Origin of the sequence: Actinacidiphila sp. bgisy160 (assembly GCF_965342435.1) — a bacterium.
Classification (GTDB): Bacteria; Actinomycetota; Actinomycetes; order Streptomycetales; family Streptomycetaceae; genus Actinacidiphila.
Window position 1 is genome coordinate 45,483 of sequence record NZ_CBDRCM010000038.1, and the last position, 12,831, is coordinate 58,313.

Here is a 12,831-nt window from a genome sequence, read left to right on the forward strand (position 1 = left end):
AACGCACCGCGAACGGGCTGGAGGAGCCATGGTCTACTCGATCGTCCTCGGCGTCGTCATCGTCGCACTCGGCCTCGGCAGCATCGTCTACACCTTCTGGCACGAGGGCAGTCCGCTGACCCTGCGCCGCGGCGGCGAGCGCCACAACGGGGCCGGATGACCGCCGGCCCGGCTCCCCGTGGGGAGCCGGGCCGGGTCCGGTCAGTACACCTTGCGGTGGCCGCCGCCGCGCTTGCGCTCGTACATCTCGCGCCCCGCGGCGGAGCGCAGCTTCCACTCGCGCCGCATCCCGGCGCGGAGCCGGGCGTCGGTGCGGGAGGCGATCCACGCGTTCTCACGGAGCAGCTTGCGGTAGCTGTCGAGCCGGCGATGGGTCAGGACGCCGTCCTCCAGGGCCGCGAGGACCGCGCAACCGGGCTCGGAGTCGTGCGAGCAGTCCTGGAAGCGGCATTCTCCGGCCAGCGCCTCGATGTCGGAGAACGTCTGGGTGAGACCGGCGTCGGCGTCCCACAGGCCGACGCCGCGCAGTCCCGGGGTGTCGATGATCACCCCGCCGCCGGGCAGCGGCAGCATGTCGCGGGTGGTCGTGGTGTGCCGTCCCTTGCCGTCGCTGTCGCGGATGGCCTGCACCTCCTGGACCTCGCGGCCCAGCAGGGCGTTGGTGAGCGTGGACTTGCCCGCGCCCGACTGCCCGAGCAGCACGGACGTGGTGCCGGCCAGCGCCTTCGCCACACCCGGTACGCCCTCGCCGGAGGCGGCGCTGACGACCAGGACCTCCACGCCGGGCGCCGCGCCGCGGGCGTCGCCGCGCAGGTGGGCCGGGTCGTCGACGAGGTCGGCCTTGGTGAGGACGACCAGCGGCTGGGCGCCGCTGGTCCACGCCAGGGACACGAAGCGTTCGAGCCGCCCGAGGTCGAGTTCGGCGGCGATCGACACGGCGATGACCGCCAGGTCGACGTTGGCCGCGAGGACCTGTCCCTCGGAGCGCTTGGAGGAGGTGGAGCGGACGAAGGTGGTGCGACGCGGCAGCAGGGCGCGTACCGCGGGGCCGGTCGCCGGCGTCTCGTCGACGGCGGCCCAGTCGCCGGTGCAGGCGATCCCCATGGGGTCGCGGGTGAAGACGTCCTCGGTGCCGGCGCGTACGGTCCTCAGACCGCACGCGCCGTTGGGGAGGACGACGTCGCACAGCCCGCGGTCGACGCGGACGATGCGGCCGGGTGTGAGTCCCCGCTCCGCGTGGACGGCGAAGTCGGAGTCGAATGCGGAGTCCCAGCCGTAGGCGGTGAGCGCGGTGGACGGCTGCGGGACGGATCCGTTGGTCAACGGAGGAAAGCCCTTCGGGAGGGCGGTCGCGCGCGGCTGTGCCGTCGGGTGCTTCGCGACGGGCTGGGTCAGCCGGCGACCGCTGAGGTGGGGTTGATGATCTTCTGGATGCGGGCAGCGCCCATCACGGCGACAGTCATCGTTCCAACACCTCCCGGTTCTCTGGCGGTCCGACGGCGTCACCTTAGCCGGTGTGCCGGCGGACCCCGCAACTGGTTTTCCGCGGACGCTCACGCCGTCCCGGCGTAGCGCTCCCCCGCGTACTCCCGTACCACCGGGACGACGGCCGCCGCTCCGCCGGGCAGCCGGTCCAGGCGCACCAGGGCGAAGGCCTGGTGGCCGTCGACCAGGTAGGGGGGGTTGTCGTGCGGACGGCTGCCCGGCAGCGGCCACACCACCAGCCACGGACGGGTGTCGTCGGTGGTCGGCGGACGGCCGACCGTGACGGCCGCGATGTCCCGCCAGGAGAAGAAGGACTCCTCGCGGGTGACCTCGCGCATGCCGATGCCGGCGGGCCCGACGCGTAGGCGCAGCGGCTTGCGCCAGCGCCGGTACGAACGGCCCGCGAGGGACCAGCAGCCGATCGCGCCGAGCGGCCCGAGGGCGCTGAAGGGCTCGGGGCCGACGATGCGGCCGTGGACGAGTTCCCACAACGAGTAGCTGAAGACGCCGGCCGGCGCCGCCCAGACCAGGGTCCAGGTGCCGGCCCGCCGTCCGTCGACGAACTGCCGCTCCCCGCCGGGCACCCGCGGTTCCGGCCCCGACACCGTCACCGGGATCGGCGGCCGCACGGCGCGCGGCGCGGTCTCGAAGGCGGCGCCGCCGTGCTCGGCGAGCACGGCCGTCAACTCCGGGACGCTCTGGTCGAGGTCCTCGCAGTCGACGAGTGTGTAGTGCGGCCGGTTGTCCCAGCTGCGGTCGGGCTTGCGGGCGAACGTGACGCCCGGTGCCGTCCAGAGCGTGAGCCGCGGTTTCGGCGGCGTGCTGGTCTCGCGGTCCTCACCGATGCCGGGGCCGTGCCACAGGGACACCGCGTCGATCTGTTCCCAGGCGAGTTCCGCGTCGTGCAGCGTGATGCCGAACGCGTCGATCCGCAGCCGGAACGGCTGACGCGCCTTGCGCAGGTCCCTCGCCCCTCCCCAGGCCGACACGCCCGCCAGGAACCCCAGCATCGAAGGGCCCGTCGCGTTCCGCGAGGCGACCAGCCACACCAGCGCCACCGCGATCACGGCCAGACCACCGGTCAGCCGGCGCCGACCGCGTCTTCCGAGTGTCCGCTCTACCGTGAACTCCACGGTTCCCGCCCCCTTTGACGTCCCCACCCGGACCTCATGATGCGCGCGCGGGGGCGTGAGGCTGCGGCCGTGAGCTGGGTGTTGCCCAACCGTGACGCCCGGCCCGGCGGGGGCTCCGGCCGGTCGCCGCCGCGTCGCCCGCTGTTCACCGAGGGCACCTCGAAGGCACCTTTGCCTGTTCTTTACAACCTGTCCCCGGGCCGCCTCGTCTCTCCGCGCGATCAGTTGCCAGAACCCGCCCGTGCCCCACCGGGCCAGGGGCGGGGTGACGAAGGAGAGCGATACATGCGCAGGAGTGTTCTCACGGCTGCGGCCGTCGCGTGCGCCGCGGTGCTGGCGGGGACGGCGCCCGCGTTCGCCGACGGGCCGAGCGCGCAGCCCTCGCCGGCGCGCAGCACCGCGCCGAGCGAAGCGCCGTCCGCAGTGCCGTCCGCAGTGCCGTCCGCGGCTCCGTCGCGGACGGCACCGCGTCAGGTCGACGCGGTGCCGGCGGGCGCGCCCGACACCGGCGTGCAGTCCCCGGCCGCCTCGCAGGGGCCTGACGGCACGGTGGTGGCGGCCGCCGGGGGCGGCCTGCTGCTCCTGGCCGTCGGCACGTTCGTGGTGACGCGGCGCAGGCGCACCACCGCCGGATGACCCCGGGCGCGAGGTGGGCCGCGGCCTTGGCGGTGCTGGCCGTGCTGCCCTGGGCGGGCGGGTGCGCCGGCGGTTCCGGTGACGTGCGTGTCGCCGCGCCGCCCGTCGCCTCCGCCTCCGCCCCGGCCGCGGCCGGCCGGACGCACTCGTCCCCTCCGTCCCCGCTCGCCCGCTCGGTACCGGTGCGGCTGCGGATCCCGGCGATCGGGGTCGACACCCCGGTCATGGAGCTGGGGCTGGCCCCGGACGGCACGGTGGAGGTCCCGCCGGTGGCGCGGCACTCGCCCGCCGGCTGGTACCGGCACTCCCCCGCGCCGGGACAGCTCGGCCCGTCGGTGCTCCTCGCCCACGTCACCGTGGGCCGGTTCGGCGACGGGGTCTTCCGCCACCTGGCACGGCTGCGCCCGGGCGACCGGATCGTGGCCGGGCTGCGGGACGGCGCGTCGGCGGAGTTCACCGTGGACCGGGTACGGACCGTGGCCAAGGAGCGCTTCCCGGCCCAGGAGGTCTACGGCGACGTGGACCGCCCCGAGCTGCGCCTGATCACCTGCGGCGGCCCCCGCACCGCGGACGGGAGCGGATACCGCGACAACGTCGTGGTGTACGCCTCCCTGACCTCGGTGGGCCGCGCCTGACGGCGGCCGGGCCGGGGACGGTGCGCCCCCGGCCCGGCCGTCCGGCGGCACACCAGCGTCATGATGAACGACGGAATGTGGAGAGTGTTGAAACGGTCTTCCCGGGACGAAGCGGCGTCAGAGCTGTTCGCCGCCCTCTACCCCCGCCTGGCCGGCTGGTGCCGACGGCTGGTCGACGACGACGAGACGGCCCACGAGATCGCCTCGGAGGCCTTCACCCGGCTGTGGGCGCGCTGGACGAGCGTGGACGAACCGCGCGGCTTCCTCTACGTCACGGCCGCCAACATCGTGCGCGACCACTGGCGGAAGACGGAGCGCGAACGCCGGGCCATGCGGCGCGCCACCGCGGAGGTCCTCGTCCACGGGCAGGGCGAGGGACGCGACGGGCGGACCGACCCCTCGGTGCGGATGCTCGTCCAGTCGCTGCCCGAGCGGCTGCGGGTGCCCATCCTGCTGTACTACTACGCCGACATGCCGGTCCGGGAGGTGGCGGCCGCGACGGGGCGGAAGGAAGGAACCGTGAAGGCCGACCTCCACGCGGCCAGGGAAATGCTGCGAGCCGGACTGAGGAGAAGCCTTGATCACACCCATTGAGGACCCGGACGAGGAGCGGGACTTGGAGCTGAGCGCCCTGCTGCGGCCCGGCACGGTCCTGCTCGGGCCGCCGCCCGGCCGGTTCCGGGAGGTCCGCCGCGCGGCGACGCGCCGGAAGCTGCTGCGGGCGGCCGCGGGAGCAGGGGCGTCTTTGGCGGTGGCGGCGGTCGTCGCCGTGCCGCTGCACCTGATGTCCGCCGCCCCGGGGCAGGGCCCCGCGGTCGGGCCGGCCGTGCCCGCGGTGTCCGTCCCCCCGGCGGCCGACCCCCCGCCGTCGCCACGCCCCAGCACGTCCCCCGTCCCGGAACCGTCCGAGACCCCCGGCCCGGACCGCCGCATCGGCACCCCCGACCCGCGCCGCACGTCCACCTCCGCCCGCCGGTCCGACTCCGTCTCGGCCACACCGCTCGGCCGCACCGCGGACGACCCCCCGGGCCGCCCCCGCGGCTGACCGGCTCCACGCCGCCTCGCCGCGCGTGTCCGATTCGTTCAAGACGGGCCGGGCGGCGCGACCCTACGGTTGCGGCATGACTCTTCGTTTCGATGTCGTCGAGATCGTCGTGGCCGACATGGCCGCCTCGCTGACCTTCTACCGCAGGCTGGGGCTGCGGATCCCCGCCGGGGCGGAGACCGAACCGCACGTGGAGGCGACGCTGCCCGGCGGGCTGCGGCTGGCGTGGGACACCGCGGAGACGATCCGGTCCTTCGACTCCTCGTGGACGCCGCCGCAGGGCGGTCACCGGATGGCGCTGGCCTTCACCTGTGACGGGCCGGAGGAGGTGGACGCGACGTTCGCCGAGCTGACCGGGGCCGGGTACGCGGGGCACGTGAAGCCCTTCGACGCGCCCTGGGGGATGCGGTACGCCGTGGTCCTGGACCCGGACGGGAACCCGGTCGACCTCTTCGCGAGGCTCTCCTGACCAGATGCCCCCGGGCCCCGGGCCGGCCTGAGCCGCGCGGGTGGGCAGGCGCCGGGAGGTGCCGCCGGCGGGTGGGCGCGAGACGGCGGGACAGCCGATCCACCCACCCCCGGCCCGGTCACCACGAACCCCGCCATCCCTGCGTGGACCCCCGACCGCTGGCCGCAAGAGCCCTCAAGAGCCCTCTACAGCAGCTCGCCGAGCGAGACACCGGCGAGGGCGCGGACGTCCCGGGCCAGATGGGCCTGGTCCGCGTATCCGGCGCGGGCGGCGACGTCGGCGAAGGAGTGGCCGCGGCGGGCCAGTCCCAGCGCGCGCTGGAGACGCAGGATGCGGGCGAGGGTCTTGGGCCCGTAGCCGAAGGCGTCCAGGCAGCGGCGGTGGAGCTGGCGTGCGCTGAGCCCGGTGGCGTCGGCGACGGCGCCGACGCGGGCGCCGGCCGCGAGGCTCGCGGCGATCCCCGGGCCCCAAGCGGGCGCCGCGCGCCGGACGTCCCGCGCGAGCACCAGGGACTCCAGGGCGGATCCGGGGTCGGCGGCCGCGGCGACGCGCGCGGTGAGCCGGCGTGTCTCGGCACCGGGCCACAGCTCGTCCAGCGGCACGCGGCGGTCGCGCAGTTCGTGCGCGGGCAGGCCGAACACGGCGGGGCCGACGCCGGGGGCGAAGCGCAGCCCCGCGTAACGCGTGCCGGGCGGGCTGCCGGAGAGGTGGGCGGTGGTGTCGGGCCCCGCGGCGAAGAGCCCGGTGTCCTCGCCCCAGATCAGGTCGATGCAGCCGTCGGGCAGCACGCGGGCGACCCCGGCACCGGCTGTCCTCGTCCACAGCACGGCGCCGGGCACCGTCGAGGTCCGCTCCCGGTACACCGCTCCAGCATGGCACCGGCCACCGACAGCGCGCCGGGTGCGGGTCAGTCGCGCGGCTGTTTCTTGCCGCCCTTGCCCGAGGGGCGGCGGCCGCGCAGCCTGGACCGCACGTCCTCCGGCGGCAGGAAGCCCGCCCACCGCTCGGGGAATTCCGCGGGCGGGTCCTCCGGGCCGACCTCGTCGTCCGGGCCGGACTCGAACGCGGCGCGGCGGGCGGCCGCCTCGGCGACGAGGTCGGCGGCGGCGCGTTCCCTGGCCCGGGCGTTCTCCTCGCGGGCGGCCGCGGTCTCGATCGAGGGCCACACCCGGTCGATGGCGGCGTTGACGGCCGCCCCGACGAGCACCGCGAAGGCCGACACGAAGATCCACAGCAGCACGGCGACGGGCGCGGCCAGTGAGCCGTAGATGGTGGGGCCCTCGACGGTCTGGGTGAGGTAGATGCGCAGCACGAAGCTGCCCAGGACCCACATCAGCAGGGCGACGGCAGCCCCCGGCATGTCCTCGTACCAGGGCGACCGCACCGGTACCGAGACGTGGTACAGCGTGGTGAGGAAGGCGATCGACAGCACGAGCACGACCGGCCAGTACAGTATCCGGATCACGGCCTCGCTCCACGGCAGGAACGACACCACGGCGTCCGGCCCGACGACCATCAGCGGCATGACGACGGCGCCGATCACCAGGGCGACGATGTAGAGCAGCAGCGCCAGCAGCCGCGTCTTGACGATGCCGCGCCTGCCCTCCAGCCCGTACATGATCGTGATCGTGTCGACGAAGACGTTGAGGGCGCGCGATCCGGACCACAGGGCGATGACGAAGCCGATGGAGATCACGTCGGGCCGCCCGCCGCCGAAGACGTCGTCGACCAGCGGCCGCATCAGCTGGTCGACGCCCTTGTCGGACAGGACGGTCGCGGCGGCCGTGAGGATGTTGCCCCGGATGTTGTCGATGGTGTCGGTGCCGATGATCCCGTCGACGTAGCCGATGGCGCCGACGAGGCTCAGCAGCAGCGGCGGCAGGGAGAGCAGCACGAAGAAGGCGGCTTCGGCGGCGAGTCCGGTGACGCGGTACTCCATGCAGGAGTCGACCGTGTCCTTGAGCAGCAGCCAGCCCACCTTGCGCTTGGACACGTTCCGGTAGAGGGCCCGCGCCCGGTGGAGGCGGCCTCGCCTGGGCCGCTCGGGTGTTTCGTCTGCTGCCTGCACGCGCCTACCGTAACTGTCATGAGTCCCCCCACACACACCGTGACCAACCAGGCTCCGCCCCTGGTCGGGTATGACGTGTACGCCGCCGACGCCGCCCTGGTGGAGGGGGTGGCACGGCACGTGGCGCCCGAGCTCCGTGACGAGGTCCACCGGGAGCTCGGCGACATCGGCCGGGTCGCCGGTTCCGGGCAGGCGCGGGGGTGGGCGGAGGCCGCCGACACCCATCCGCCGGTGCTGCGCACCCACGACCGGTACGGGCACCGGATCGACGAGGTGGAGTTCCACCCGGCCTGGCACCGGCTGCTGGGGCGGGCGGTCTCCTCGGGGCTGACCGACGCATGGTCCCGCCCCGCCGGTCACCTGCGGCGCGCGGCGGGTTTCCTGGTGTGGTCCCAGGCGGAGGCCGGACACGGCTGCCCGGTGTCGATGACGCACGCGGCGGTGCCGGCGCTGCGGGCCGACCCGGCGCTGGCCGCGGAGTGGGAACCCCGGCTGAGGTCGCGGGTTTACGACCCGCAGCTGGTGGCGCCGGGGCGCAAGCCCGGGGCTCTGTTCGGCATGGGGATGACCGAGAAGCAGGGCGGCTCCGATGTGCGGGCCGGCACGACGACGGCACAGCCGCTGGCGGAGGAGGGCACGTACCTGCTCACCGGGCACAAGTGGTTCTGCTCGGCGCCGATGTCGGACGCCTTCCTCGTCCTGGCGCAGGCCCCCGGCGGGCTGACCTGCTTCCTGCTGCCGCGGGTGCTGCCGGACGGCTCGCGCAACGTCTTCCTGATCCAGCGGCTCAAGGACAAGCTGGGCAACCGCTCCAACGCCTCGGCGGAGGTGGAGTTCGACGGCACGTGGGCACGCCGGGTCGGCGAGGAGGGGCGCGGGGTGGCGACCATCATCGAGATGGTGGCGGCCACCCGGCTGGACTGCGCGACCGGTTCCGCGGCGCTGATGCGCCAGGCGGTGGCGCAGGCGGTGCACCACGCCGGGCACCGCAGCGCGTTCGGCGGGCTGCTGATCGACAAGCCGCTGATGCGGAACGTCCTGGCGGACCTGGCGCTGGAGTCGGAGGCGGCCACCACGACCGTGCTGCGGCTGGCGGCCGCGTACGACGCGGACGACGAGCAGGAGCGGCACTTCCGGCGGCTGGCGGTGGCGGTCTCCAAGTACTGGGTCACCAAGCGCTGCGCGCCGCTGGTGGCCGAGGCGCTGGAGTGCCTGGGCGGCAACGGCTACGTGGAGGAGTCGGGACTGCCGCGGCTGTTCCGGGAGTCGCCGCTGAACTCGGTGTGGGAGGGCTCGGGCAACGTGCAGGCCCTGGACGTGCTGCGGGTGCTGCAGCGGGAGCCGCGCGCGCTGAACGCGTTCCTCGGCGAGATCGGCCTGGCGCGCGGCGCGGACCACCGGCTGGACAACGCGATCAAGTCGCTGCTGACGGAACTGGCCGACCTGGAAGGGGTCGAGGCACGGGCGCGCCGGGTCGTGGAGCGGATGGCGCTGGTGCTGCAGGGCTCGCTGCTGGTGCGGTTCGCCCCGGTGGAGGTCTCCGACGCCTTCTGTGCCTCGCGGCTCGGCGGCGACTGGGGGACGACCTTCGGCACGCTGCCGCGTGGCCTGGACCTGGCGGCGATCGTGGAGCGGGCGCACCCGCGGGTGTGAGGTGCGGCGCGGCGGCGGTCCGCCCGTGGTCCCCACGGAAGGACCGGGACCTTCGGGGAAACGTTCCGCCGCCGCGCCGCACTGAGGGTGGTGCCGCGCCGACTCGGCACCACCCCCGGTCTCGCCTCACCGTCGCACGGATTCAGGGTTCCGTACGAGTAGCGTGATGCGCGGTCACTGTCCGTCGAATGCGCGCATATTCGCAACCGTTGCAGACAGTTGCAAGGTATTGGCCGGATATCCCACCAGAGGGACCGGCCCGGCGGCACCATATGCACATGGTGTGGCAGCGGTTCACCGTCGCGGCCACTGCCGGGGCGCGCGAAGCGCTGCGCACACGGACGCGGGGAGCACCATGAGCCAGGTTCCGATCGACGCTCGGTCGTTGTCGGTCCAGTCCGTCCAGGAACCGCGCCGTTCCGCGCGGTTGCTGGCCGGCATGCGGGACGCCGCGCTGGGCGGCGGATCAGGGAGCACGGTGGCCAGACCGGTCATCCAGGACTCCTGGCGGCGCGCCCTGGACCTCGGTGTCGACCCGGACAACGGCAGTCACGCCGGCCTGCTGACCGCCGACGAGATCGAGGCTCGCAGGCGCCGCACGCCGCTGGGCGACGTGCTGCCCGCGCTGCGCGACGGCCTGGTCTCGGTCGCCGACGAGGCCCGGCACATCATGGTGGTCACCGACCCCGAGGGCCGGGTGCTGTGGCGGGACGGCAGTCTGGCCGTCCGCAGGAGCGCGGACCGGCTCGGCTTCGCCGAGGGCGCGTCGTGGTCGGAGGAGGCCGTGGGCACCAACGCGATCGGCACCGCCCTGGTCACCGGGCGGCCGGTGCAGGTGCACTCCTCCGAGCACTTCGTACGGGTGCACCACCAGTGGACCTGCGCGGCGGCTCCGCTGATCGACCCGCGCGACGGGCGGCTGCTGGGCGCGGTGGACGTCAGCGGGCCCGCGGCCGGCATGCACCCCGCGATGCTGTCGCTGGTGACCGCGGTGACCAAGGTCGCCGAGGCCGAACTGCGCAGCCTGCACTGGGCGGCCGTGGACCGGCTGCGCTCGCTCGCCGCCCCGTTGCTCTCGCGGATGCCGGGCCGGGCGGCGGTCGTCGACCCCAACGGCTGGACGGCGGCGGTGACCGGGATGCCGCCGGTGGAGCGGATCACGCTGCCCGCCGCGCCGAGCGCCGGGCGCACATGGGTGCCCGCGCTGGGCACCTGCACCCTGGAGCCGCTGCCGGGTGGCTGGCTGGTGCGGGTCGCACCGCCGCAGGAGGAGGTGACCGGGGCCGGGCACGTGGTGCTGGACCTCGGCCGTCCCCGCGCGTGGACGGTGAGCGTCTCCGGTGCGGCCGGGGGCTGGTCGCAGGAGCTCAGCCCGCGCCACGCCGAACTGCTCTTCGTGCTGGCCCTGCACCGGGACGGCCGCACCGCCGCGGAACTGGCCGGCGACCTGTTCGGCGACCCCTCCCGCACGGTGACGGTGCGCGCCGAGATGTCCCGCCTGCGCCGCACCCTGGCCGGGGTGCTCGACCACCGTCCGTACCGCTTCGCGGACGGCGTCGAGGTCGAGGTGGTGCGCCCCGCCCAGCCCGCGGACCTGCTGCCGCACTCGACGGCGCCGGCGGTGCGCCTGGCGCGCTTCGGGGGATGAGGGCCTGACCCGGACGGGCCGTGGCAGCGAGCCGGGGACCCGCCGGGCCCGCGAGGCCGCAGAATGTGGCGCATGAGCAATAGCGTCACGGTGACGACGTGGTCACTGGAGCAGACCTCCCACGCCGACCTGCGGGCCTCCCTGGAGCCGGACCCCGCGACGTCGGGCATCCGCATCGCGCGGGCCGGGGTGCCGTCCCCGGAGTTCAGCCGCTTCCTCTACACCTCGGTGGGGGCGGACTGCGCCTGGACGGACCGCCTGCCGTGGGGGTACGAGCAGTGGCGGTCCTTCCTGCAGCGCCCGGGTGTCGAGACCTGGGTGGCGTACGACCGGGACACCCCGGCCGGCTACATCGAACTGGACCCGCAGGACGACGGCCAGGTCGAGATCGCGTACTTCGGGCTGCTGCCCGTCTTCCGGGGGCGGCGGATCGGCGGGCACCTGCTGTCCGTCGGCATCGCGCGCGCCTGGGACCTGGCGGAGCGCTGGCCGGACCGCACCCCGACCAAGCGCGTGTGGGTGCACACCTGCAGCCTGGACGGGCCGCACGCGCTGGCCAACTACGAGAAGCGCGGCTTCCGCATCTTCCGCACCGAGACGGGGGAAGAGGAGAAGAGGCCCGTCACCGGGCCCTGGCCCGGAGCCCGTTAGGGACCGGCCGGCCGGAAGGGGCGGGCATGGACGTCGTCGGGGTCGGGGCCCTCAACCTGGACTTCATCACGGGCGCGTCCGCCCTGAACGGCAGCCCGGTGCTGGGCCGGCTCGCCGGGCACATGCGGCTGCGCCCGCCGCCGGAGAGCGGCGGCGAGCGCATGGTCGAGGAGCCCGCCGTCCGCGCCGGGCTGGAGTGGCTGCGGGCCGAGGGGGTGCCGCTGACGCCGGAACCGGGCGGCTCGGCGTTCAACACCCTGCACGCGCTGGGGCGTCTGGGCCGCGGGCTGCGGCTCGGGTACGTGGGTGTCGCGGGCCGGGACCCGCTGGGGGCGGCCGGCCCTCTCGCCGTCCTCGACGGGCTCGGCATCGACCGGCGGCTGGTGGCCCGGGACCCGGACCGGCTGTGCGGGATCTGCCTGTCCGTGCACGATGGCGGGGAGCGCACGCTGCTGACGCACACGGGGGCGAACACCGGCATCGCCGGCCATGTGCGGGAGCGTTTCGAGGAGATCGCCGGCTACCTGGCGTCGGCCCGTGTGGTCCATGTGACCTCCTTCCTGGACCCGGACGGCGGGGCGGCGCTGCACCGGCTGCTGGTGGAGGTGCGGCGGCGTTCGCCGCGGACGCTGATCAGCTTCGACCCGGGGCACACCTGGTCGGTGGAACCGACCGCCGATGTGCTGGCCATGGCGGCGATGAGCGACTGTCTGCTGGTCAACGGGCGGGAGTTCGAGCGGCTCGGCCGGGTACGGATCCGGCGGGACGGCGCGGCCGTGGTGAAGTACCCGGACCGGGTGGAGGTGCACCGGCCCGGAACCGTGGAGCGCTACGCCCATCGTCCGCTTCCGGACAGTCAGGTGGAGGACGCCACAGGGGCGGGCGACGTCTTCGCGGCGGGTCTGCTGGCGGCGCTGGTCGCGGACCGCGCCCTGCTCGGTGCGGGGGTGCGGCTGGGCTCGGCGCTGGCGGGCCACAAGCTGCGTCATGTGGGGACCCGCGGGCACGGTGCATTCCGGGCCATCGCGGCCGATTTCTTGCGCCCGGCACGTACTGCCAGGTGACGTACGACACGAACGTCTTACAATCCGAGATGCAGGCGTCCACGATACGGATAACGGTGGACTGCCCGGAGACCCGCGTGACACGCTTTCGACATGTCTCGCACTGGAATCGCCTTGGTAGGTCGGCTGCATGTCGATCTCGGACGCATGTCCAGCGCCATCTGTCAGGCGTGCTGAGCACTCGCCGCCGTCCCGTCCAGGACTGATCCGGCCGTCCCCGGTCTCGCGGGCGCAACGATGCGCCCACGCCCCCGCTTCCCCAGCGGCTTGGCGTATGCGCAGGCCAGGGTACTTGTTCACGCTACGACCAATCCTCTTCCAGCCTGCCAGAAGGACTGCATCGC

General features: G+C 74.4%; 15 protein-coding genes. 11 read left to right on the top strand and 4 right to left on the bottom strand.

What is annotated here, in order from left to right; translation table 11 throughout:
* Positions 1 to 28 precede the first annotated feature (28 nt).
* Positions 29 to 160 carry a hypothetical protein gene (locus tag ACRWNP_RS25895; RefSeq protein WP_431965331.1) on the top strand — a complete coding sequence of 44 codons (132 nt, stop codon included), beginning with the start codon at positions 29 to 31 and terminating at the stop codon, positions 158 to 160.
* A 41-nt stretch (positions 161 to 201) separates the two neighbouring features.
* Here ACRWNP_RS25895 and rsgA read toward each other — a convergent pair whose 3' ends face one another.
* Entirely contained in the window at positions 202 to 1,323 is a 1,122-nt protein-coding gene (rsgA, locus tag ACRWNP_RS25900; RefSeq protein ID WP_431965333.1) for a ribosome small subunit-dependent GTPase A, read from the bottom strand.
* Positions 1,324 to 1,553: 230 nt separating this feature from the next.
* Positions 1,554 to 2,618, bottom strand: a complete 1,065-nt coding sequence (locus ACRWNP_RS25905) for a hypothetical protein (protein WP_431965335.1) — start codon at positions 2,616 to 2,618, stop codon at positions 1,554 to 1,556.
* Between the two features lie 285 nt (positions 2,619 to 2,903).
* Between ACRWNP_RS25905 and ACRWNP_RS25910 the strand changes: the two genes are divergently transcribed.
* The 5 genes from ACRWNP_RS25910 to ACRWNP_RS25930 all read left to right on the top strand — a co-directional run bounded on the left by ACRWNP_RS25910 (position 2,904) and on the right by ACRWNP_RS25930 (position 5,403).
* On the top strand, positions 2,904 to 3,254 hold the full coding sequence (locus tag ACRWNP_RS25910; protein WP_431965337.1) for a sortase-dependent protein: 351 nt from the start codon (positions 2,904 to 2,906) through the stop codon (positions 3,252 to 3,254).
* Complete coding sequence (locus ACRWNP_RS25915; RefSeq protein WP_431965339.1) at positions 3,251 to 3,889, top strand: class F sortase; 639 nt, start codon at positions 3,251 to 3,253, stop codon at positions 3,887 to 3,889. Before ACRWNP_RS25910 ends, ACRWNP_RS25915 begins: the two co-directional genes overlap by 4 nt.
* A gap of 75 nt (positions 3,890 to 3,964) precedes the next feature.
* On the top strand, positions 3,965 to 4,483 hold the full coding sequence (locus ACRWNP_RS25920; RefSeq protein ID WP_431965341.1) for an RNA polymerase sigma factor: 519 nt from the start codon (positions 3,965 to 3,967) through the stop codon (positions 4,481 to 4,483).
* The gene (locus ACRWNP_RS25925) at positions 4,467 to 4,934 is read left to right on the top strand and encodes a hypothetical protein (protein WP_431965342.1); all 468 of its coding nucleotides are present in this window, start codon (positions 4,467 to 4,469) and stop codon (positions 4,932 to 4,934) included. The genes ACRWNP_RS25920 and ACRWNP_RS25925 overlap by 17 nt, the downstream gene beginning before the upstream one ends.
* A gap of 76 nt (positions 4,935 to 5,010) precedes the next feature.
* Positions 5,011 to 5,403, top strand: a complete 393-nt coding sequence (locus ACRWNP_RS25930; protein WP_431965344.1) for a VOC family protein — start codon at positions 5,011 to 5,013, stop codon at positions 5,401 to 5,403.
* Between the two features lie 185 nt (positions 5,404 to 5,588).
* Here ACRWNP_RS25930 and ACRWNP_RS25935 read toward each other — a convergent pair whose 3' ends face one another.
* Together ACRWNP_RS25935 and ACRWNP_RS25940 are read right to left on the bottom strand one after the other, a co-directional pair.
* A complete protein-coding gene (locus ACRWNP_RS25935; RefSeq protein ID WP_431965346.1) occupies positions 5,589 to 6,266 on the bottom strand; it encodes a helix-turn-helix domain-containing protein in 678 nt (225 codons plus the stop codon).
* A 44-nt stretch (positions 6,267 to 6,310) separates the two neighbouring features.
* Positions 6,311 to 7,471 carry a YihY/virulence factor BrkB family protein gene (locus ACRWNP_RS25940; protein WP_431965348.1) on the bottom strand — a complete coding sequence of 387 codons (1,161 nt, stop codon included), beginning with the start codon at positions 7,469 to 7,471 and terminating at the stop codon, positions 6,311 to 6,313.
* Between the two features lie 18 nt (positions 7,472 to 7,489).
* Here ACRWNP_RS25940 and ACRWNP_RS25945 point away from each other — a divergent pair, with 18 nt between their 5' ends.
* From ACRWNP_RS25945 to ACRWNP_RS25965, 5 genes are all read left to right on the top strand, one after another.
* Positions 7,490 to 9,124 carry an acyl-CoA dehydrogenase family protein gene (locus ACRWNP_RS25945; protein ID WP_431965350.1) on the top strand — a complete coding sequence of 545 codons (1,635 nt, stop codon included), beginning with the start codon at positions 7,490 to 7,492 and terminating at the stop codon, positions 9,122 to 9,124.
* A 355-nt stretch (positions 9,125 to 9,479) separates the two neighbouring features.
* Entirely contained in the window at positions 9,480 to 10,772 is a 1,293-nt protein-coding gene (locus ACRWNP_RS25950; protein WP_431965352.1) for a GAF domain-containing protein, read from the top strand.
* 72 nt (positions 10,773 to 10,844) lie between these two features.
* The gene (locus tag ACRWNP_RS25955) at positions 10,845 to 11,423 is read left to right on the top strand and encodes a GNAT family N-acetyltransferase (RefSeq protein ID WP_431965354.1); all 579 of its coding nucleotides are present in this window, start codon (positions 10,845 to 10,847) and stop codon (positions 11,421 to 11,423) included.
* Positions 11,424 to 11,449: 26 nt separating this feature from the next.
* Positions 11,450 to 12,487: a carbohydrate kinase family protein gene (locus ACRWNP_RS25960; protein WP_431965356.1), complete on the top strand. Its 1,038-nt coding sequence runs from the start codon at positions 11,450 to 11,452 to the stop codon at positions 12,485 to 12,487.
* 93 nt (positions 12,488 to 12,580) lie between these two features.
* Positions 12,581 to 12,664: a putative leader peptide gene (locus ACRWNP_RS25965; RefSeq protein WP_322975673.1), complete on the top strand. Its 84-nt coding sequence runs from the start codon at positions 12,581 to 12,583 to the stop codon at positions 12,662 to 12,664.
* Positions 12,665 to 12,831: the final 167 nt, after the last annotated feature.